This is a genomic window from Vibrio diabolicus (assembly GCF_011801455.1).
Lineage (GTDB): Bacteria > Pseudomonadota > Gammaproteobacteria > Enterobacterales > Vibrionaceae > Vibrio > Vibrio diabolicus.
Window position 1 is genome coordinate 1,651,245 of sequence record NZ_CP042451.1, and the last position, 20,689, is coordinate 1,671,933.

Here is a 20,689-nt window from a genome sequence, read left to right on the forward strand (position 1 = left end):
ATTGAGCAACAAAAAGCAAATGTCATGCCAATAAAATATCAATTAAAATTCAATCAGTTAGACATTTTACCGACAAATAGTAGGGATAAAAAAACCGGTTGAGACATTTTGTCCCAGCCGGTTCATTGAGTGTTTAGTCAAAATGTACCTATTCTTTGTGTGGTATATTTTGTCTCACCTCGTTAGGCGGTGATTCCTCAGCAAAAGTATCACTTTCACCAGATACTGTATTTATATACAGTTCATTTTCATCTTGGGTAATTCCGGCACTTTTTTCGGCGTTTGGTTCTGCATCTTCAACCACTTCAGATGAGATATCGTCAGCGTTAAGTTCAGATCCTTGCGCCGTTTCAACGTTTGGTTCTTCTTCCACTTTTTCTTTAACCCAATCACGCAGCGTCTCTGCGACGTCTTTAGAAAGTGACTTTAAGTTACTGTAATCATCATCGTAATCGTCTAGGCCATCACGCACGTTAAATTCTTCGGACAAGAACATTTTGCGCAGCGCGGCTTTCTTAACGCTTTCTGAAGCTTCAGAAACCAGCAGTTGCGCCACAGACATTTCTTCGGGCTTTTCAGTCTCTACACTCGCGGTAATGTCTGGTGACTGACTAACCTCGTTGACGTTCAAAGCGTCTGAGCTTTCGTCAGCGTTTGAAAGCGCTGTGACACAATCTTCGGATTGCTCCGTCTCTGCTATCGGCGTGATCTCTTCATCCTGTTGGGAAGATTCTTCTAACTTACGTTTCGACCAACGGCTTAAAAAACTAGTTGCCATTTGCTCTGCCCGCTCCTTTGCGTTTCTTACGTCTTACTTCTAACAACTCACCGTGGCGACCAATAAAGGCTTCCATCCAAGCCTGAACGGCTAACGGCATATCGTTGGATAGTACAAGGTTGTCGCCATCCATATATTGCGCCGCGACAGATTGTGAAGCCGTTAGTAGCTGTATCGCTGGTTTTTCACCAGACTCGACGTTATCCATCACTAAAAAAAGTTTAGGTTGCTGAGAGCTTAAGTTAAAGCGGTAGTCTGTACGTTCGTCTTTGTGCAATTGCAACAGACAAACATCGGGAGTCTCTTCCGTCGGATTTAGCGCAAATCCCGTCAACTGCCATTGGGTTGTTACCCAAATCCCTGTACTGATCTCATGCTCAACAAGCTCTACGCCAATTGGCCATGCGTCTTCGGTCTTCTCGTAATTGTTCTCGAAATCTTTCTTATCCGACATAACTCACCCAGTTTTTCTATTTTGGTCTGAAAGCAATCAGGACACTTTGACCTTACTTTCGACCATTTTATTGACTTATAAGCAATAAACGAGCCACACTGATAAAGCTTAGCCTATTCATGTCCTCTGGCTATAAGTACCAAACTAGCCGAAACTCAAATGTACTGATGTGTCATTACTGCGAACTCGCAGTTTTAATGCATTGTTGACATAAAACCTCGCAATTTTTGTGGGAACCGCTATTTTGGAACGAGATTTGCTTTGCTAACCACTTAGCAAGCTAAATGCGTAGCAACCTAACGCTCTTAATCACTAGGACACGACTGTGCTGAAACCAAATATTATTAAAACCAGTGAAAATCCCCTGCAAACCATTGAAGTCGATGTGTACGACGAGTACGGCGAAAAGCTCACAAAGCAAATCGCATGCGAGCGCCCTCTTACGGTCATGCTGAACTGGAAAGAAGTGGTCACGCTCATGACGCTAGGTTCGCGTCCAGAAGCGTTAGTACTAGGTTATTTGAAAAACCAAAGCTTCCTGTCCGATCCAGCAGCGATTGAATCCGTCATTATTGACTGGGAAACGCATTCCGCAGCGGTAATTACTAAAGAAAATACCGAACATTTAGAAGGCGCTCTGAAAAAGAAAACCGTCACATCTGGCTGTGGTCAAGGCACCATGTATGGCAACGTGATGAAGCAGCTTGAGAACTACCAAGTGCCTCAAGTTCCGCTTAAACAATCAGAAATCTATTCCGCATTGGAAGCGTTGACTCATTACAACGACACCTACAAAAAAGCAGGTGCGGTGCATGGCTGTGCGGTTTGCAAAGGCAATGAGGTATTGTCATTTGTGGAAGATGTCGGTCGCCACAATGCTGTGGATACGCTTGCAGGTGAGATGTGGCTCAAAGAAGAAACAGGTGAAGATAAAATTTTCTACACAACTGGTCGCCTTACTTCAGAGATGGTGATTAAAGTGGCCCAAATGGGCATTCCTGTTCTGCTTTCTCGCTCTGGCGTTACTCAAATGGGGTTAGATCTTGCGAAACAATTTGGCATTACGACGATTGCGCGAGCAAAAGGTTTACGCTTCCAAGTATTTACCGGAGCCGACAAGATTGAGTTTGATGTGAAAGGCGAAAGTGCATCTCGTTAACGAGAAAATAATACAAAACCGTCGATTCGTGTAAACTTATAACAATTGGGATAAGTAAATCATCACGTTATGAAGGCTTAATTAAACGATATAAGTCAGAAATAGCAACATGTGTTGTAGCAATAACAACGCTTGCTTTAATTGATGCTAACTACAGCTCATTCACAAAGGATGTGAACTATGGACAATGACCAACTGTGGAATTTTTTGCTCACGCCCAGTGGCATCATGCTCTCAATGATCATTACATTTGGTGTCGTCGGCATATATGCGTATATAACCGGTCAGTTTAAGGATTAAGACCAATTAAAAAAGCCTCGCTAAATAGCGAGGCTTTTGCTTTTTAAACGCTTTACGAGTAATTACGCGTCAACGCCACGAGATTTTAGGAACTCAGAATACGTGCCTTTGAAGTCCGTGATCTTGCCATCGCGGATTTCGATAATACGCGTTGCTAGCGAGTCTACGAATACACGATCGTGAGATACGAAGAACAACGTGCCTTTGTATTGCTCAAGCGCGGTGTTCAAAGATTCAATCGATTCCATGTCCATGTGGTTGGTTGGTTCGTCCATTAGCAGCATGTTTGGCTTGTGCATCATCAGCTTACCAAGCAGCATACGACCTTGCTCACCACCAGACAGTACTTTTACTGACTTCTTAATGTCGTCTTGACCAAACAGCATACGACCAAGGAAACCACGAACGACTTGCTCGTCATCACCTTCTTGACGCCATTGACCCATCCAATCCGTTAGGTTCATGTCTTCTGCAAAGTCATGCGCGTGGTCTTGCGCGTAGTAACCGATGTTTGAGTTTTCAGACCATTTGTACTCACCCGCACGCGGTTCAAGCACACCAGCAAGCGTGTTTAGAAGTGTTGTTTTACCCACACCGTTCTCACCGATGATCGCAACGCGCTCACCCACTTCAAAAATTGCATTGAAGTCTGAGAACAAGTCCTCTTCGAAACCTTGGCTTAGGTTTTCAACAATCAGAGCGTTACGGAACAGCTCTTTCGACTGTTCGAAACGAATGAATGGGTTTTGACGGCTAGACGCTTTAACTTCATCCAGTTTGATCTTGTCGATTTGCTTAGCACGAGATGTCGCTTGTTTTGCTTTCGATGCGTTTGCTGAGAAACGTGCAACGAACGTTTGTAGCTCAGCAATTTGTGCTTTCTTCTTCGCGTTGTCGTTTAATAGACGTTCACGAGCTTGAGAAGCTGCTGTCATGTACTCATCATAGTTACCTGGGTAAATGCGCAGTTCACCGTAATCCAAGTCCGCCATGTGCGTACATACTGAGTTTAGGAAGTGGCGGTCGTGCGAGATGATGATCATGGTGCAGTTACGCGCATTTAGCGTGTCTTCCAACCAACGGATCGTATCCATGTCCAAGTTGTTGGTAGGTTCGTCAAGCAGCATAACGTCTGGGTCTGCGAATAGAACTTGCGCTAGAAGCACACGAAGTTTCCAGCCCGGCGCCACTTCACTCATTAGGCCGAAGTGCTGCTCCATTGGAATACCCACCGCAAGAAGAAGCTCGCCCGCTTTGGCTTCTGCCATGTAGCCGTCCATTTCCGCAAACTGAACTTCTAGGTCAGCCACTTTCATGCCGTCTTCTTCACTCATTTCAGCAAGTGAGTAGATACGGTCACGCTCTTTCTTCACTTCCCATAGCTCTTTATGACCCATGATAACGGTATCGATTACCGTAAATTCTTCGTAAGCGAACTGGTCCTGGTTTAGTTTTGCAACGCGCTCGTTTGGATCGTAACTCACGTTACCGCTGGTTTGCTCAAGCTCGCCGCTGAGGATCTTCATAAAGGTTGATTTACCACAACCGTTAGCTCCAATTAAGCCGTAGCGATTACCTTCGCCGAACTTAACTGAAATGTTTTCGAATAGCGGCTTAGCGCCGAATTGTTGAGTAATATTCGCTGTGGAGATCAAAACCTTTACCTTAGCAATTGGGGTGTATTTAGAAAAACCGGGCAACGGTACTTGTTCATGCTACATACTGCAAGTGTTGTTTTTATTAATTCATCGCTAGTGAAACCATCGCAGTGCTTCTTCAAAGCAAAAAGCTCAAGCACAAATGCGTCATTGAATACAAAAAAGAGCCAGTATTATAACTGGCTCTTTCTTCCGTAATGCTTACAACAAGTGACTAAGCGATATTCGTCACCTCTAGGATCAGCTCGGCTTTTTTAGGTAAATAAATACTGAATTTACTGCCCTTTCCCCATTCCGACTCGGCTTTTAGCTCACCACCCGTTTGGCTGAGGATACTTTGAGAGACCGACAGTCCCAATCCAGTACCCTCTCGCTTCGTCGTGTAAAATGGTGAGAAGATTCGATTCAAGTTTTCTGGCTTAATACCGCAACCCTCGTCAATAACATGAATCGCGGCTCCTTTCACTTCGCCCTCGTCAATCCAGTCTTCACTGACTACGGTTAACGTGCCTTTGCCGTTCATTGCGTGAATGGCATTCATTTGCAAATTAACTAAGATTTGTAGCAAGTGGTGACGGTTTATCTCAACGGACGTTTGCGCTTGTAGATCAGTCACAAACTCGACGTCGCGTTTCTTGGTGCCCGTTTTAACCAAGGTGATGCTTTCATCAATGATAGGATTGACATGTTGCCAAGTGATTTCATCTTGAACACCACCTTGGCGACTGTATTGCAATAAACTGCGCGTGATATTGCGAATACGGTCGATTTGCGCGTGAATCGCATCAATCTCTTCTTGTACTCGACTTGCATCGTCACCCAACTCAAAGTGGATCAACTCCACGTTGCCAAGGATCACGGCGGTTGGGTTATTGATTTCGTGAGCAATCCCCGCGGTGAGTTCTCCCAGTGCTGCCAGTTTTTCATGAACAACGAGTTTGTCGCGGGTTTGGTTAAGCAATTGAATATGCAGCTCTAGATCTTGGGTTTTTTCTCTAAGGCTTGCCGTACGCTCTTGAACTTTGCATTCAAGTTGCGCTGCGGAGTTCTTCAGTTCAATTTTGCGCTCTTCTAGCGCGTCTAACATATCATCAAACTGTCTGGCTAACTGCGCAAGTTCATGATCGGCATCCAATCCCAACGGACCAATCCGTTTTTCTTTTCCTTGTTGGACCTGCTTCACCACTTTATGGATGCGTTCGATCGGTCGAAACAGATCATAAGAACCGCGATATACCATCACGCCGGAAACCAGCAATAACATAACCGTAATCAAGCTAATTTCTGCAATGTTGGTCATGTAGGCTTTAACGAATGGCCACATTAGGTAACCGGTATAAAGCATACCAATGACGTTGTCGTATTGGTCTTTGATCGGTTGATACGCCGTAATATACCAAGCGTCATACACATAGGCTCGGTCAACCCACTGCTCACCTTTTGAAAGTACTTGGTTATACACTTCTGCGCTCACGCGAGTGCCTATGGCGCGCCCTAACCTATGCTCGCTGTCTAGAGGAACGTTGGTGCTCACACGCAAATCATCAAGAAATACGGTCAATGTGCCAACCGGACGAAGGCGATCATTATCGCTGAGATAGATTAAGTCGCGAATTTGATCTACCAATACAGTGCTGTTATTGAGAAGCAAACCACCATCAAGAAAGCCGATCAAATCATTCGTTTGGCTATGCACAGGAATCACGGTTCGACTGACTAGCCCACGTGCTTCCATACCCCCATCGGCAAGAATAGGCACTTCCGCTCGTTTAGCGAGTTCAGGATCGAGGCGTTCGAGTTCTTCTTTATTGAGTACATCAAAAAACGATTCTCGCTTAGTGAGATCCATAAAGCGGAATTTGTTTTCCATCGAGTTGACGCGTTGGAAAGAGAGAAAATCTAAAGCATATCTTTTCTTCTGCTCAGTGACCCACTTTTGCAGCTCATCTTGCGGTATCCCTTGATTGATGCGAATACGAAAATCGTATGAGTCAGCAAACGCACGTACGTAATTCGATTGCTTTTGCTGTAACAACGTTACGCTGTTATTCGCAACACCAAGACGTTCAGAGACATCCAGCAGTGCATTCTGCCACGTATAATGGATGGACCAATAAATGGTAATCCCGATCAGGGCTATCAAAGTGAGGAAGATAGGTGCGGAGGTTAAAAATAATAAGCGATAACGCACCATGGTTTTAAAACGGTGCGTCCATTTCGACAATCCTTTGTGCTGTGGGCCGTTAGTCGGCATATTCCTCATCCTCAGAATCCCATTCTTTATACTTACGTTCTAAGGTCTTACGCGCAACGCCTAAGTCACGAGCAGCGGCTGATTTGTTGCCTTCGTGCAAATTAACGACCTGTTTTATATGCGCTTTTTCGACTTCTTTCAGTGTCCAGTTGTTTGGATACCCCTCACCTGTGAACTCTCTACCTTCTTTAAACGTCGGTAGTTCAGCAGAATGAGAAACAGTAATCGACACATTAGGCAATGAGTGTCCACCATTTAGCTCCCGCCAATAATGCGCAGGCGGTTTGCCAAGCAAAATGCATCGCTCAATCAAGTTTTTCAGTTCACGAATATTGCCTGGCCAATCGTACTCGCTCATCGCTTCCATATCTTCGTGCGCCCATTTTGGCGCAGGCATACCAAGCTCCCGCGTCAGCATATTGCTGAAAAATGGCACGAGCTCAAACAAATCGGTTTTGCGCTCACGCAGCGGACACACTTCAATTTTCAGAACGTTTAAACGGTAATACAGGTCACTGCGGAAGTTGCCTTGGTTGACCTCTTCTTGCAGGTTTCGGTTGGTGGCGGCAACAATACGGACATCAATGCTGATTTCTCTTTCTGAACCAACAGGACGGATAGTACGCTGCTCTAACACACGCAATAATGATGCCTGCATTGCAAGTGGCATTTCCCCAATTTCATCGAGGAACAAGGTGCCGCCATTTGCTACGCGGAACAAACCTTCACGAGATTTTTTTGCACCGGTAAACGCGCCCGATGTATGACCAAATAACTCACTTTCAAGTAGCTCTGGCGCAATGGCGCCACAGTTGATTGGCACAAATGGGCCCGTTCGCCCACTCGCTTGGTGAATACCTCGCGCAACCAGCTCTTTACCCGTACCCGACTCACCTTCGACCAACACAGAAGCACGCGACGGTGCAAACTGGTTAATAAGCTGCTTAAGCTGACGCGTTTTCTCTGAACCACCGATGATCTCGGAGGTATTGTGACGTTGGTAATCGCGCTTCATGGCGTACTGCATGCGCTCGTTTAGACGTCGGTCCATGCAGCGACTGACCGCTTTTAGCATTTGTTCTAGGTTGAAGGGCTTGAGGATAAAGTCAGAAGCACCAAGTTGAAGTGCGCGAATAGCAATCTCTAAATCCGCATAGCCCGTCATGAAGATCACATCGGCACGTTTGTCGTCATCTTCAAACGCTTCTTCCCACTCAATCCCAGAGCGCCCCGGCAGATTAATATCCAGTAAAATCAGATCATAATGTCGAGAATTACGCAGTTGCTCTGCTTCTTCGATGCTGCCAGCAGTGTCGACATGTGAGAAAAGCTTCCCCAATGCCTTTTTCAAAATGGCTTGCATGCCCAATTCATCATCAACGACCAGTACGGAAAAGGCGTTATATTGTTGGTTTGTACTAATATGGGATTGAGTAGACATATTTACCCCAGATGGCTTCGGATGGGACAGAGTGTACCAAGTTTAAACAGAGATACCCTACAAAAAGTGCGACATTTTGTACCAACGCAAACTTTTGTGCAAATAACCCCATGATTTAGTGCATAAATCGAGCACTTTTCGCTTGTAAAAGGTTGGCATCTTGTTTGCTATAAGGTGGCTACAGGGCGTATTCAAGTGACCTCAGGATGTTGGTGTTTGTTATTCCAACACCCTAAGACAACTTGCACTTTGAACTAATCGCTCTCGCCCAAGAGGCCTCTCCCAATGCATCGGGAGAAAAGCCAAAGAATCATTGGAAAGGAACACATAAAAATGAAAAAAATTGCGCTAACTCTGGCTGCGACGTCAATCACGCTTGTAAGTTACTCTGCGTTTTCCGCTCAAGATGGCGAGCACGTTCGCCTAGCAACCACTACCAGTACTTACCATTCAGGGTTACTTGATTACCTGCTTCCACAATTTGAGAAAGACACGGGCTACAAAGTCGATGTTATCGCTGCGGGTACTGGCAAGGCCTTAAAAATGGGCGAAAACGGTGACGTAGATTTGGTGATGACACACGCACCAAAAGCCGAAGGCGCATTCGTTGAGAAAGGCTACGGCGTTCTACCTCGTAAACTGATGTATAACGACTTTGTAATTGTTGGCCCGAAAGCTGACCCAGCAAAAATCAAAAATGACGAAAGCGTGTTAGATGTATTCAAAGAGATCGCAAACAAAAACGCAACGTTCATCTCTCGCGGCGATGATTCTGGTACGCACAAAAAAGAAATGGGCTTCTGGGCTCAAACTAAAATCGAACCAAACTTTGGCGGTTACCGCAGCGTAGGTCAAGGTATGGGCCCAACTCTGAACATGGCGTCTGAAATGCAAGGCTACACCATGACAGACCGCGGCACATGGTTGGCTTATCAAAACAAATTGGATCTAGAAATTCTGTTCCAAGGCGATGAAAAACTGTTTAACCCGTACCAAGTTATTCTTGTTAATCCTGAGCGTTACCCAACAATCAACTACCAAGGCGCGAAAGCATTCAGTGATTGGTTGGTGAACCCTCGCGGACAGGAACTTATCAATGGTTTCCGCCTAAACGGTAAACAACTGTTTGTTGCGAATGCTGAGAGCAAATAACGCAATATGAATCTTGCTGATACAACACTGGAAGCGCTTCGCTTACTGGTGAATTTTGATGCAGACTTATGGGAGATCGTTGCGGTCTCCTTTAGTGTTTCTATCACGGCAATATCTTTAGTGGTATTGCCGGCTATTTTGATGTCCTTTGTACTGGCGTATACCGACTTTCGCGGTAAATGGTTTTTGTTGTCGATCGTGAATACGCTGCAAGCGGTCCCTACCGTCGTGATTGGCCTGTTGCTGTACATGTTGCTGTCGCGCGCTGGCCCTTGGGGAGACTGGCAAATGCTGTTCACTCAGAAGGCGATGATTTTCGGCCAAATGGTGATCTGTTTCCCTGTTTTGGTATCGATGATGCATGGTGCATTGCAATCTAGCGACCGTCGCGCTGTGGAAACTGCCATCACGCTAGGCGTCTCCATTCCGCGCGTGGCCGCTACGATGATTTGGGAAACCCGCTTTCCTCTACTCGCAGCTATCATTGCAGGGTTCTCACGTATCGTAACCGAGGTGGGCTGCTCAATGATGGTAGGCGGAAACATTATGGGCGTAACGCGCAATATTCCGACCGCTATCGCAATGGAAAGCAGCAAAGGTGCTTTTGCGCAAGGAGTTGCATTAGGAATTGTATTACTATCTTTAGCGTTGGCACTAAACTTCTTCTTATCAAGCATGAGAGGCAAAGGCTACCTCAGAACATAAAACATGAAGCAAACAAACGACTCACCATTAACCCCATGTAGAGGCGCATTATGACTATAAAAATCACCGCCGAGCAGTTATCTATGCGATTTAAAGAGCGTGTGCTTTTCCACATCCCTGAGTTAGCCATCGGCCCAAATGATGCCATTTATCTCAAGGGTGACAATGGTGTGGGCAAAACTACCCTACTCAAAATCCTTGCTGGCTTGCTAAAACCTTCTACTGGCGATGTTGTTGCACCAAAAGATACGTGGCTGAAAAGACTGACGCGCCGCAACGGCCGTGTCGATGTGATTTATCTCCATCAATCTCCTTACCTTTTTGACGGCACTGTTTATGAGAACGTAGTCTATGGAGTAAAATATCAACAAGACACACCAAAAGATAAGCGAGCTCAAGTTATTCACGCACTACGTATGGTAGGTTTAGAAACATTAGCGGACGAACATATCTCCGTGTTGTCCGGCGGTGAAAAACAGCGTGTTGCCATGGCAAGAGCTTGGATCTTAAAACCGTCGATTTTATTGATGGATGAGCCAAGTGCGTCTTTAGACCAAGAATCCATTGAACGATTGGTGGTGATGGCGAAAGATCTTTTGGATCGTGGTTCCAGTATCGTGGTGACAAGCCATCAAACCAACGCACTGACCGACTTATGTAAAAAACAGTGGTGGATTAAAGACAAGACTTTGATAGAGTCTCCTCTGTTGTATGTCATACCAAAAGAAACATCCCAAGAGAATGCATATGCTTCAACCAACACAAACTAGTTGGGTCATTTTGGCTGGTGGCCAAGCCAGCCGTATGGGTGGAAAAGATAAAGGTCTGATTGAATTAAATCAGAAGCCACTCATCGAACACGTTATTGAACGTTTATCTCCACAAACACCACGCATTTTAATTAATGCCAACCGAAACCAAGATGCGTACAGCAAATTTGGTTTCGTATTTAGTGATCAATTCAAAGATTTCCCTGGGCCTATGGGCGGTATTCACGCGGGTTTGATGCATGCTGAAACTGACTGGGTTGGATTTGTACCTTGCGATAGCCCACAAATTAACACCGACCTTGTCGAGCGTTTCTGCCAAGCCGCCAAAGAAGACAGTGATATTTTGGTCGCTCATGATGGTGACCATCAGCAACCTGTTTTTACGCTCTACCACAAGCGCGTACTGCCAAAACTCACTGCATTTTTAGAACGTGGCGACCGAAAAATCATTCTGCTCTACAAAGAGTGCAACACCAGTTACGTTGACTTTAGCGACTCACCAAACTGTTTCGTCAACTTGAACACTCCGGAAGAACTGGCGCAATTTGGACAATTAGAATCATGAAACACACGCTAAACATTCCTATTCTTGGTTTTGCAGCTTATTCAGGCACAGGCAAAACCACGCTACTTGAAGCCCTATTGCCAAAGCTGACTGAAGCAGGTTTACGCATTGGCATGCTAAAACATGCTCATCACAACTTCGATGTCGATAAGCCAGGTAAAGACAGCTACCGTTTACGCAAAGCTGGCGCATCTCAAATGCTGATTGCTTCTCGCAACCGTTTTGCGTTAATGACAGAAACGCCAGAAGCCGAAGCAGAGTTTGAATACCTATTAACACGTTTTGATGAAGACAAGCTCGATGTAGTTTTGGTCGAAGGCTGTAAAAACATCGCGTTTCCTAAAATTGAATTGCATCGTGAAGAAGTGGGTAAACCTTGGCTTTATCCTCACGATGAAAACATCATTGCTATCGCTTCCGACAGTGCTGAGTTAGATTCTGAACTGCCACAAATGAACATCAATGATCTTGAAGCGATTGCTCAGTTCGTTATTCAGTATGTTCAAGAAGCGAAAGCGCCAAAAAACAAAGAGAAAGAAGCCGCATGTTGCGACACACTTTCTCCTGCTTTCCTTTCTGTGGTTCAAGGCCAAGAAAAAATCCTTTCTTTGGTGAACACGGTTTCGGAAATAGAAGCATGCAAGATTGAAAACGCCTATGGCCGAGTTCTCGCGGAACATATCATTTCACCAGTAAACGTGCCGCAGTACACTAACTCTGCGATGGACGGTTATGCCATCCGCAGTGATGATGTTGACCGCGATAGCTACCAAGTGGTTGCTGAAGTGATGGCGGGCCATGCTTACGATCAGCCTCTGGAAGTTGGTCAAGCGGTGAAGATCATGACCGGCGCACCAACACCATTTAACAGCGACACAGTGGTCATGCGTGAGCAAGCCTCTCAAGAAGGTGACAAGGTCACCTTTAACGGTGCGAATATCAAAGCAGGCCAAAACGTTCGTCAAGCAGGTGAAGATCTCGCTATCGGAAGTGACGTCTTTACCGCAGGCACTCGCCTAGCCTCTCCAGAAATGGGCATGATCGCTTCTCTCGGTTTTGGTGAAGCGAATGTGTTCCGCAAATTGAAAGTTGCCGTGTTCTCCACCGGTGACGAAGTACAAGCGCCGGGAACAGAGCAAAAAGCGAATTCTATCTACGATTCCAACCGTTTTACCATCATGGGCATGCTTGAAAAGCTCGGCTGCGAGATCTTGGATTTCGGTATTCTGGAAGACAACGAACAGTTAATGATTGAAGCGTTGGAAAACGCATCGGCGCAAGCGGACGTGGTTATGACTTCTGGTGGCGTATCCGTTGGTGATGCGGATTACATCAAACTTGCCTTGGATAAACTTGGTCAAATCGATTTTTGGCGAATCAACATGCGTCCGGGACGTCCACTCGCGTTTGGTCAAATCAACAACAAGCCGTTCTTTGGTCTGCCGGGCAACCCTGTTGCCGTGATGGTCTCTTTCATTAATTTTGTTGAGCCTGCACTGCGTAAGATGCAAGGCGAACAAGGCTGGAAGCCTCTGAAAGTGAATGCCATCGCAACTGAGAATCTTCGCTCTCGACAAGGTCGTACCGAGTTTAGTCGAGGAATCTATGAACTGGATGACACTGGCCGTTTAACCGTTCGTACAACAGGCAAGCAAGGCTCTGGTATTTTGCGCTCAATGAGTGAAGCAAACTGTTTAATCGAAATCTCCCCAGCTATTGATACAGTAAAAGCGGGAGAAAGCGTGACAATTATCCCACTTCAAGGCAGAATCTAGCCCAAACTAGAAATTCAAAGGTCAGCGAGTCTGGCCTTTTTGTTTAATACAGAAACCTTTTCAGAGAGACAGCTATGGCTCGCACCATTCTTTACACTTACAAAGACCAAGACAAAGAACTGACGTTCTCATACCAGCAGCACCGCAACATTCAAGAAGCGGTTGCAGAAGCAGAAGGTATCGATATCACTGAGTTCCTAAAGATGGAGCAACAAATTGAAGCAGTGTCTGACACTAAAGCGGTGCGAAACTACCGCGATAACTACTTCAGAAAATTAGGCTTTAGTAAAATCACCCTAGCTCAAAAAGAAAACCTAGGCGTAGGCAAAAAGAACAAATAAGCTTAGCTGTAAACAGAAAACTCGCGATTCGTCGCGAGTTTTTTTATGCATGCTATTTTTGTTCGTGCTCTATACCCAGCATATAGAAGTTACTTGGGTATATGAGTTACTTCGATATATAAGTAAAAAGCCCCGTTTTACCTTGATGGTCTAAACGGGGCTTTAGATTTCTTCTTACTTTATATCGAGTAAGGTTTCAGTCACTACTTGATGTTTAGGAACGCAGCACCGCGTACACCGCCTGAATCACCGTGTTTTGCTTTGATGATCTTAGGACACTTAGCCACAGACAATAAGTGTTTAGGGATGCGTTTTGGCATCTCTTCATAAATCAATTCGAAGTTTGAAAGACCACCACCCAGCACAACAACATGTGGGTCAGTCGCTGTAAAGATGTTTGCAAAACAGATTGCCAGCAACTCCATAAAACGCTCAACGTGTTCGACGGCTTTCGTCTCACCTTCTGCGTGCGCTTTAATGATGTCGATCGCTTTCTTCTCTTCACCGTAGTAATGGGCATAAAGAAGTTCGAAGCCTCGGCCAGAAAGGTAACTGTCTAAACACCCCTTCTTGTCACAACCACAGCCCAACAGAGGTGCGTTTTCGCCTAAGTGGAACCAAGCATCGATAGGCAAACGAGTATGGCCCACCTCGCCTGCTACGTGGTTACGGCCAGAGAAAACTTTACCATCGTAGATAAAACCGCCACCAAAACCAGTACCTAGGATCAAACCAAGAACAGAAGGCTCATCTTGAAGCTCTTCGTCCCATGCTTCTGATAGCGCAAAACAGTTCGCGTCGTTTTCAATCTTTACGCTGCGACCGATTTTCGCTTCAAGGTCCGCACGCAGTGGTTTGCCTTTCGCCGCAGGAACGTTAACCGTTAATACCGTTGCATCGTCTGCGTCTTCCATGCCTGGTAGGCCAAGACCAATTGTGCCTTCGCAACCAAACTCTGCATCGTATTTGTTAACCAATTCCGCAATGGTATCAACCAGCAGCTCGTAGTTGTCTGTTGGTGTAGGTACACGTTCCGTCGCTACACGCTCAAGCTTCTCGTTAAATGCACCAAATTCAATTTTAGTGCCACCGACATCAAAGCCGTAATACATGTATTTCTCTCCTAAAAAATGCTTAAACGACTCCAAAAATGGCTGGAGTCAAAAGTATAAACTAGTGGCATTATCCATATCTGTACGCCTGCAAACCGTGACCGAATGCAGATTTATCCCCTCACCGCAGCCAGTTGAACAACATGCCATCAACAAAAGTTCATTCCTTAGAGTCAGCTCTCGGTTTTCACCCACTCTTTGAAACGTTTTAGATGCGGTCGGTTGGGATCGTTTTTGACTCGGGTCTTGGTCAACATGTAGGTTTCTCTAAAGGCTTCAAACCACAACTGCAGGCATTCCGATGCTTTATTCTCACCGGCTTGTTTCAAAACTAACGTCGCGACTTCGGCGGTTGAAAGATGCTGCTCATTCTCAGAACGGCGCATGATGTATTCAGACAGAGATTCTGGCTCAATAGAAAGCACAGGCAAAGATCTAAGAAAGTCAGAACGACGGAATATCTTTCGTGCCTCACGCCAGCTACCATCAATAAAGATCAGCAACCATTTTTTGTTCTGAGCCTCTTCGTTTACTAATCGCGCAGGCTCCAGATCTTCAATTAAACGAGATGGGTCATCCACATAGTCTGCAGGAAATACAATCACTGGTTGGTAGTTGTCATCCTGTAGTAGCTCCAGCATCTCCTCAGACGGTTCTGTTCGGTTCCATTGATACACGTAAGTCTCTTGAATCGTATCAGCAATTAGACGACCGGTATTACTTGGCTTAAATACTTCGTTTTCAGAAACAATCAACATACATGCAATATTAGCCTTGATGTTTGGCTGAAGATCGCACAAACAGTGTTGCTCAGAAACCTGGCAATATTGGCAACGAACCACTTTACATCCACGCGCGTTGAAAGGCTTGGTTGAGATAGATTGTCGGTACTGATATAAACGGTGGAAAGCGTGAATTCTCATGGTAAGTAATGCCAAGTAAAAAGTAGAGCGCGATTCTACTGACATTATGGTTTCGCCTCAAGATAAGCCCTTCAAAGCACCTTACTGTTTGTTGAAATAATTTCACCCTTATCTCGGTCATAGATAAAGTAATAAATAAGGAAATGACAGTGACAGAAACGACGTTTCAAGATCCCTCGTGGATAAGATTAGGCTTTTTTCTCGGCGTATTATTACTTTGTGCCCTTTGGGAAAACAAACTGCCGAGAAAAACACTTACCGCTTCACGTGGGTTTCGCTGGGTCAATAACTTATCACTGGTTGCTGTGAATAGCTTGATTGTTGCGTTAGTCATGCCTATCGCGGCCTTTCAAGCTGCAATTATCGCTCAGGAGCAACAATGGGGACTATTTAATTTGCTCTCCCTGCCCGCTTGGTTAAACATTTTCCTAACCGTCATTTTGCTTGATTTCGTCATTTACGCTCAGCATGTTGTCTTTCATCATGTAAAACCGCTGTGGAAGATTCACCGAATGCATCATGCCGATCTCGACATTGATGTCACTACTGGCGCACGTTTTCATCCCATCGAAATCATCATCTCGATGGGTGTCAAAATTGCCACCGTATTTATCTTAGGCGTTTCTCCTATCGCTATCGTGGTATTCGAAATAGTGCTCAATGCCAGTGCGATGTTTAATCACAGTAATGCAAAACTGGCTTTATCAGCGGATCAGAAACTGCGAAACGTCATAGTGACGCCAGACATGCATCGCGTTCATCATTCCGTGATAGCAAAAGAAACCAACTCGAATTTCGGTTTCTTCCTTTCTGTTTGGGATCGACTTTTTGGGACATATCGAGCTCAGCCTGAGCTTGGCCATGATGATGTCGTAATTGGTATACCGGAAATTAGGAATGAAGCAGAACAACGATTAGACAAGCTGTTAACGCAACCTTTTCGCTATAACCGAAGAAGACGCAACAGTTGAAGAAAAGTTTTTGTGGATGAAGTGCGTAAACAAAGCGAATAGACTAAACCTAAACACCAACCAGTTAAACACCACTTCATCCTTACGATGCTAGCTAATGGATTCACTCTCCGTTAGTTGACGTTTTTTGTTTAACTGAGTAATACCAACAAATAAACCAACCACACCAAGCACCGTGCACACCAAAGCATTAGTATTCATTGCTTCTTGTGCTTCTATTGAGCTGTATAGAAAAGCCAGACTGAAGAAAGTGGTACCAAAGCTTAAACCTGTCAGTACGCTGAAACCAGCGAAACTGGCCAAGTCTTTAAAATCGTTCATAACGAATCCCTGTTTACTATCCTTAATTGAGTGATGAAAAGTGAAAGTTAACGAAATATCTGGCGTGATTGTCGATGTTTACGCGCGTTCCATAACCAGATAGATACGCCGAATGAAAAACCTAAAAAGAGTGTTTTCATTTGAAGTGCGGCATTGTTGTCCAATATTTCTAATGCATAGTGAGCGTGCGAGCTAAAAATAACATTGGTCGTCAGAATCAATAGCATAAGTACTAATCCGGAACGATGGTGCTTCACCAACAGATACACCGCTAGTAAGTCTAACAGCCCCAATGCGCTCCAATAAATATTCAACCAGCGTGGCGCAAAATCATAAGGCAAAAAACCGTTAGCAATGTTGTCATAAAGATGAACCACACCGCCAACTGTCATAAAAAGGCATAAGAGAAACACGACGAATTTATCCATTATCGTTTCCTTATCTGAATGAATGCGCAAAGCATATAGAAGTCAGTTAAACATTTGTAATCTCATAGCCATTTTTGAGATCGACAGTGCCTTTAAACAGTACGTGAGGCGTGCGAAAGAAATTTATTCGCTCCTGATAGAAGCATAGTGTTAGCTTTGGCATTTCGCTCAAATACACCAATGTTAGAACAGAAGTCTCATTCAAACCGCTCCTTGGTCTATCAGTTTTCGAACTTTTTCCAGTGCGTTCTGAAAAACGGTATGCGCTTGTGAGGAAATATCGCTCCCTATATCGTGCCAAAAGAACGCAAAATCATGTCCGCCATCGTCTTGCGTATGAAACGTCCATGAATCCGCTAGGTCAGCACACTCGCACGAAACAAAGTGCCATACTTGATTTTGAAAGCCACTGTCCCATGAGCATAAATACCGAGCGGAGATAACGTGCGTAATTCCAGATTCTTCAGCAAGCTCCCGCTTTGCAGCCGTGATGTAACTTTCATCAAACGTCTCAATAGTGCCCTTGACGAGCTGAATACCCGCCAACGGATGTTTAAAAAGTAGGAGCTCTTGGTTTTGCTTACGCAGAACGACGGGACAAACTTTATCGATCACAAAACCACTCCTCGTTGTTTAAGCAGAAAGCTTTGGCTTGTTCTGGATATAAAGGAATCGCATGAAGTTGCATTATCCATTCCTTTGAATTCGGACAACATTCTAGCCATCTTGTTTCAACGAGATAGCATTAACACCACGTAGTGATAACTCAGCCCTTAAGAAATGAGCAAGATGCGATATAACTCACTTTTGCGATTTGAATAGCAATCAGAGGGTGCGTAGAAGCAACAAAAAGCAGAACCGAAGTTCTGCTTTTAGAAGATGAAAACATGTCACTTATGCGGACTGATGTAGCTCGTATTTATGCAACATCGCTTGTTGATGCCCTGCAATTTCTGCCACTTGTTCAGAGCTCTCTACCATGGATTCAAGTTGTAACTTTGTACGCTCTCCAAGCTCGGAAATATTATTGATGGATTGAGACACGTCCGCCGTCGCACGTTCTTGTTCTTCTGTAGCAACTGAGATTTGCTCAACACGCTCTTGAATGTGTTTAACCGCAAGGTTGATATCAGAGAATGTCGATTTCACTTCATTGCTGGAATGCAGCGCATGGGCCATTTCTTCTCTTGAATCACTTACCGCTTGGCGAGAACGCTCTGCTGCGGTAATAAGCTCACTCATCATTGCTCGGATATTCGTTGTTTGTTGAGAAGTATCACTTGCTAGTTTGCGGACTTCATCCGCGACAACTGCAAACCCACGCCCTTGTTCACCAGCTCGAGCGGCTTCTATTGCTGCGTTGAGAGCAAGCAAGTTTGTGTTGTCAGCAATACCACTGATCATGTCGACCATTTCACGAATCTGCTTAACACGTTGGTCTAGCTCTAACATAGATTGCTCATTCATATCCAAAGAGCGTTCAAGTGATTCCAAACGTTCACGGTTTTGTTCCACAACTTGAACGCCTTTTTCAGTGTGCTTGGTAGCAAGCATCGAGTCCTGTGACGAGGCATTTGTCACTGTTGCTATTTCACGAATGGAGGCTTCAAGTTGCGTAATGGTCGTGATCATGCTCGCCAACGCTTCATTTTGTGTCGTCAACCCATCGCTCGTTTGTTCAGCTGCACTGTGGCTTACTTCGGCTGTCTGATAAAGCGTCTCACAGTTACGTGTAACTGTTTGGATAGAGTTGTTTGTTGAATCAATCACTTGGTTTAGTTTTCGTGCCACTTCTTTTAGTTCATAAGGACCAACCTCTTGTGCATTGTCACGGAAGTCATGCTCGGTAAGTGCAGAAAGACGCGTTAGTACATTCCTTAACCCTCGGTTTGTCCATGACTTCAGACTGAACCAAGTGATCAGAATAATGAAAGAAATCACACACGCTGCAAAAACGATCATAACACTCACTGACTGAATAGTGTCATTGACCACACTCTCTTTATCCGCAATCAACTCACCAGCAGCTTGTGATATTTGATCAAGCAACCGCATGGTTTCATCCGCAAGAATCGAAGCCTGTTTAAACTCTGAACGTTGCAATTCCCCTTGTTCTAGTTTGGCGAGGATCAAACGCAGCACGCCCTTTTCACTAAAGCCTTGCTTCACCATCTCGTACGGTGCCGTTAGGCTTGCGTATTCGCTTACTTCTGGATGTAAAGACTGGAAATCTTCATAGGCGAGATTAATACCTGCAATACGGTTACGCATTTCTCGGTATTCTTTTTCGGCTTTGCTCAGTTCAGAATGCATCATCATTACTAAGAAGGTGCTTTCCATTGAGCTCGCTGAAGCAATAAATCGGTTGGCGGCATCACTCGATTCAGGATTTGCGGCACTAAGAAACGAGCTGATTCGATTCATTTCCGGGCCGATAGAGCTGAGCCCATAGCGGAACCCACCAACTCCTGCATCGATATCCATTTGAATTTTTATCACTGAAGATTGCTTCAGTAAAATGGACTGCGTGATGTTATGTAAACGCGCTAAATTTGTATCTAACTCCTCAGAGAGTTGTTCAGCAACACCAGAAGCTTCTCCAACCAAACTTTTGCTTTGAGTCGCAAGTGAATCGATTTGCTCTTTTATTAGAGGCAACTCTTTTGGCTCAGTAGTTTGCATACCATGGTTGAGTAGCTTAACCATCTCCAATACATTCCTGGTTAACTTTGCGTTCGCCATCGCGATTGGCAACGCTTTTTGCGACAAGTCTTCAAATTGCTCTCCTACCTTCCCCATTCCTTTGAAACTTGAGACAGAAAGGGCTATAACAAGAGCTATGATAGTTAAGAATGTTGCACTAACAGCCTGAATCAGTGAAAGTGATGTGCGTGAGCGTTTTCGCTTTGCCATAATCAATTTTTATTCTTTCTTAAGGTTGAATCGGTTTTGCAGTGATTCCGTCACATTTGTGAGACAAAACCGTGATTTGCAGCCCATACTATGGATTGGTTATGACACTAATATTTCAGTTGTGAGTCGTAGAGATGACAGGTGGTGATTTGCGTCGAGTATATTTTCCTTTGATAATCAGTGTGCTACTAAGCGCCTGCTCTTCTGGGCCTGAGCCTAGCGAGCAAGTGCAAGTGACAACACCTACAAATCAGTTATTGGACAATAACCCTGACTTGTTCCAGTTTTATACAGAATGGCATGGCACACCTTATCGCTTAGGCGGTACACAAAAATCTGGTATTGATTGCTCGGCATTTGTGCAAAAAGCCTTTGTCGAGGCTTATCAGCTATCGTTACCCAGGACAACGAGACAACAATCGAAACAAGGTGTGGAATTAAATTGGACGGACGCCAAACAAGGAGATTTGGTGTTTTTTAAGACAAGACGGACGACCTATCATGTAGGGATTTACTTGGGTAACAAGCAGTTCATGCATGCGTCAACGTCTAAAGGTGTGATCATTTCAAGAATCGACAACCCATACTGGGCATCTAAGTTTTGGCAAGTAAGAAGAGTTACAATGTAACTCTTCTTACTTTTAGAATTGGAGATGACTGGGACTGGTA

Annotated in this window: 20 protein-coding genes; 9 read left to right on the forward strand and 11 right to left on the reverse strand. The window is 44.8% G+C overall.

Annotation, left to right across the window (positions count from 1 at the left end; all coding sequences use genetic code 11):
* Positions 1 to 148: 148 nt before the first annotated feature.
* Together FR741_RS08035 and FR741_RS08040 are read right to left on the reverse strand one after the other, a co-directional pair.
* A complete protein-coding gene (locus FR741_RS08035) occupies positions 149 to 778 on the reverse strand; it encodes a DUF3306 domain-containing protein (RefSeq protein WP_167426579.1) in 630 nt (209 codons plus the stop codon).
* Positions 768 to 1,232, reverse strand: a complete 465-nt coding sequence (locus FR741_RS08040; protein WP_005396177.1) for a DUF3305 domain-containing protein — start codon at positions 1,230 to 1,232, stop codon at positions 768 to 770. Before FR741_RS08040 ends, FR741_RS08035 begins: the two co-directional genes overlap by 11 nt.
* Positions 1,233 to 1,557: 325 nt before the next feature.
* On the opposite strand from FR741_RS08040, the gene FR741_RS08045 reads away from it, so the two are divergent.
* Positions 1,558 to 2,391, forward strand: a complete 834-nt coding sequence (locus tag FR741_RS08045) for a formate dehydrogenase accessory sulfurtransferase FdhD (protein ID WP_005396179.1) — start codon at positions 1,558 to 1,560, stop codon at positions 2,389 to 2,391.
* A 362-nt stretch (positions 2,392 to 2,753) separates the two neighbouring features.
* On the opposite strand, the gene FR741_RS08050 is transcribed toward FR741_RS08045, so the two are convergent.
* From FR741_RS08050 to FR741_RS08060, 3 genes are all read right to left on the reverse strand, one after another.
* On the reverse strand, positions 2,754 to 4,346 hold the full coding sequence (locus FR741_RS08050; RefSeq protein WP_012841837.1) for an ABC-F family ATPase: 1,593 nt from the start codon (positions 4,344 to 4,346) through the stop codon (positions 2,754 to 2,756).
* Positions 4,347 to 4,563: 217 nt separating this feature from the next.
* Positions 4,564 to 6,603, reverse strand: a complete 2,040-nt coding sequence (locus FR741_RS08055) for a sensor histidine kinase (protein WP_167426580.1) — start codon at positions 6,601 to 6,603, stop codon at positions 4,564 to 4,566.
* Positions 6,593 to 8,044 carry a sigma-54-dependent transcriptional regulator gene (locus FR741_RS08060; RefSeq protein WP_167426581.1) on the reverse strand — a complete coding sequence of 484 codons (1,452 nt, stop codon included), beginning with the start codon at positions 8,042 to 8,044 and terminating at the stop codon, positions 6,593 to 6,595. The genes FR741_RS08055 and FR741_RS08060 overlap by 11 nt, the downstream gene beginning before the upstream one ends.
* 333 nt (positions 8,045 to 8,377) lie before the next feature.
* Here FR741_RS08060 and FR741_RS08065 point away from each other — a divergent pair, with 333 nt between their 5' ends.
* The 6 genes from FR741_RS08065 to FR741_RS08090 all read left to right on the forward strand — a co-directional run bounded on the left by FR741_RS08065 (position 8,378) and on the right by FR741_RS08090 (position 13,352).
* Positions 8,378 to 9,196 carry a substrate-binding domain-containing protein gene (locus tag FR741_RS08065; RefSeq protein WP_167426582.1) on the forward strand — a complete coding sequence of 273 codons (819 nt, stop codon included), beginning with the start codon at positions 8,378 to 8,380 and terminating at the stop codon, positions 9,194 to 9,196.
* Positions 9,197 to 9,202: 6 nt separating this feature from the next.
* Positions 9,203 to 9,901, forward strand: coding sequence for an ABC transporter permease (locus FR741_RS08070; protein ID WP_005396188.1), 699 nt, complete (start codon positions 9,203 to 9,205; stop codon positions 9,899 to 9,901).
* A gap of 50 nt (positions 9,902 to 9,951) precedes the next feature.
* Positions 9,952 to 10,671 carry an energy-coupling factor ABC transporter ATP-binding protein gene (locus FR741_RS08075; RefSeq protein ID WP_005396189.1) on the forward strand — a complete coding sequence of 240 codons (720 nt, stop codon included), beginning with the start codon at positions 9,952 to 9,954 and terminating at the stop codon, positions 10,669 to 10,671.
* A complete protein-coding gene (gene mobA / locus FR741_RS08080; protein WP_025534433.1) occupies positions 10,649 to 11,236 on the forward strand; it encodes a molybdenum cofactor guanylyltransferase MobA in 588 nt (195 codons plus the stop codon). Before FR741_RS08075 ends, mobA begins: the two co-directional genes overlap by 23 nt.
* A complete protein-coding gene (locus FR741_RS08085) occupies positions 11,233 to 13,011 on the forward strand; it encodes a bifunctional molybdopterin-guanine dinucleotide biosynthesis adaptor protein MobB/molybdopterin molybdotransferase MoeA (protein ID WP_167426583.1) in 1,779 nt (592 codons plus the stop codon). The genes mobA and FR741_RS08085 overlap by 4 nt, the downstream gene beginning before the upstream one ends.
* A 74-nt stretch (positions 13,012 to 13,085) precedes the next feature.
* Positions 13,086 to 13,352, forward strand: a complete 267-nt coding sequence (locus FR741_RS08090) for a DUF2960 domain-containing protein (protein ID WP_005377584.1) — start codon at positions 13,086 to 13,088, stop codon at positions 13,350 to 13,352.
* Between the two features lie 203 nt (positions 13,353 to 13,555).
* On the opposite strand, the gene nagK is transcribed toward FR741_RS08090, so the two are convergent.
* Together nagK and FR741_RS08100 are read right to left on the reverse strand one after the other, a co-directional pair.
* A complete protein-coding gene (gene nagK / locus FR741_RS08095; protein WP_167426584.1) occupies positions 13,556 to 14,464 on the reverse strand; it encodes an N-acetylglucosamine kinase in 909 nt (302 codons plus the stop codon).
* A gap of 173 nt (positions 14,465 to 14,637) precedes the next feature.
* Positions 14,638 to 15,387 (reverse strand): tRNA-uridine aminocarboxypropyltransferase, encoded by a 750-nt coding sequence (locus tag FR741_RS08100; protein ID WP_167427100.1) that lies wholly within the window; start codon positions 15,385 to 15,387, stop codon positions 14,638 to 14,640.
* Positions 15,388 to 15,536: 149 nt separating this feature from the next.
* Between FR741_RS08100 and FR741_RS08105 the strand changes: the two genes are divergently transcribed.
* Positions 15,537 to 16,358, forward strand: a complete 822-nt coding sequence (locus tag FR741_RS08105; protein WP_167426585.1) for a sterol desaturase family protein — start codon at positions 15,537 to 15,539, stop codon at positions 16,356 to 16,358.
* 90 nt (positions 16,359 to 16,448) lie between these two features.
* On the opposite strand, the gene FR741_RS08110 is transcribed toward FR741_RS08105, so the two are convergent.
* The 4 genes from FR741_RS08110 to FR741_RS08125 form a co-directional block, all read right to left on the reverse strand.
* On the reverse strand, positions 16,449 to 16,679 hold the full coding sequence (locus FR741_RS08110) for a hypothetical protein (protein ID WP_167426586.1): 231 nt from the start codon (positions 16,677 to 16,679) through the stop codon (positions 16,449 to 16,451).
* Positions 16,680 to 16,726: 47 nt separating this feature from the next.
* Positions 16,727 to 17,107 (reverse strand): hypothetical protein, encoded by a 381-nt coding sequence (locus tag FR741_RS08115; RefSeq protein ID WP_167426587.1) that lies wholly within the window; start codon positions 17,105 to 17,107, stop codon positions 16,727 to 16,729.
* A 201-nt stretch (positions 17,108 to 17,308) separates the two neighbouring features.
* Positions 17,309 to 17,722, reverse strand: a complete 414-nt coding sequence (locus FR741_RS08120; RefSeq protein ID WP_065646733.1) for an NUDIX hydrolase — start codon at positions 17,720 to 17,722, stop codon at positions 17,309 to 17,311.
* A gap of 279 nt (positions 17,723 to 18,001) precedes the next feature.
* A complete protein-coding gene (locus tag FR741_RS08125; RefSeq protein WP_167426588.1) occupies positions 18,002 to 20,020 on the reverse strand; it encodes a methyl-accepting chemotaxis protein in 2,019 nt (672 codons plus the stop codon).
* A gap of 134 nt (positions 20,021 to 20,154) precedes the next feature.
* Here FR741_RS08125 and FR741_RS08130 point away from each other — a divergent pair, with 134 nt between their 5' ends.
* Positions 20,155 to 20,649, forward strand: coding sequence for an NlpC/P60 family protein (locus tag FR741_RS08130; RefSeq protein ID WP_005396208.1), 495 nt, complete (start codon positions 20,155 to 20,157; stop codon positions 20,647 to 20,649).
* Positions 20,650 to 20,689: the final 40 nt, after the last annotated feature.

Coding starts and splice junctions, on each gene's coding strand:
- FR741_RS08055 (WP_167426580.1), bottom strand. CDS start 6,603: ATGCCGACTAACGGCCCACAGCACAAAGGATTGTCGAAATGGACGCAC.
- FR741_RS08090 (WP_005377584.1), top strand. CDS start 13,086: ATGGCTCGCACCATTCTTTACACTTACAAAGACCAAGACAAAGAACTG.
- FR741_RS08075 (WP_005396189.1), top strand. CDS start 9,952: ATGACTATAAAAATCACCGCCGAGCAGTTATCTATGCGATTTAAAGAG.
- FR741_RS08130 (WP_005396208.1), top strand. CDS start 20,155: ATGACAGGTGGTGATTTGCGTCGAGTATATTTTCCTTTGATAATCAGT.
- FR741_RS08035 (WP_167426579.1), bottom strand. CDS start 778: ATGGCAACTAGTTTTTTAAGCCGTTGGTCGAAACGTAAGTTAGAAGAA.
- FR741_RS08070 (WP_005396188.1), top strand. CDS start 9,203: ATGAATCTTGCTGATACAACACTGGAAGCGCTTCGCTTACTGGTGAAT.
- mobA (WP_025534433.1), top strand. CDS start 10,649: ATGCTTCAACCAACACAAACTAGTTGGGTCATTTTGGCTGGTGGCCAA.
- FR741_RS08115 (WP_167426587.1), bottom strand. CDS start 17,107: ATGGATAAATTCGTCGTGTTTCTCTTATGCCTTTTTATGACAGTTGGC.
- FR741_RS08125 (WP_167426588.1), bottom strand. CDS start 20,020: ATGGCAAAGCGAAAACGCTCACGCACATCACTTTCACTGATTCAGGCT.
- FR741_RS08110 (WP_167426586.1), bottom strand. CDS start 16,679: ATGAACGATTTTAAAGACTTGGCCAGTTTCGCTGGTTTCAGCGTACTG.
- FR741_RS08040 (WP_005396177.1), bottom strand. CDS start 1,232: ATGTCGGATAAGAAAGATTTCGAGAACAATTACGAGAAGACCGAAGAC.
- FR741_RS08065 (WP_167426582.1), top strand. CDS start 8,378: ATGAAAAAAATTGCGCTAACTCTGGCTGCGACGTCAATCACGCTTGTA.
- FR741_RS08085 (WP_167426583.1), top strand. CDS start 11,233: ATGAAACACACGCTAAACATTCCTATTCTTGGTTTTGCAGCTTATTCA.
- FR741_RS08060 (WP_167426581.1), bottom strand. CDS start 8,044: ATGTCTACTCAATCCCATATTAGTACAAACCAACAATATAACGCCTTT.
- FR741_RS08100 (WP_167427100.1), bottom strand. CDS start 15,387: ATGAGAATTCACGCTTTCCACCGTTTATATCAGTACCGACAATCTATC.
- nagK (WP_167426584.1), bottom strand. CDS start 14,464: ATGTATTACGGCTTTGATGTCGGTGGCACTAAAATTGAATTTGGTGCA.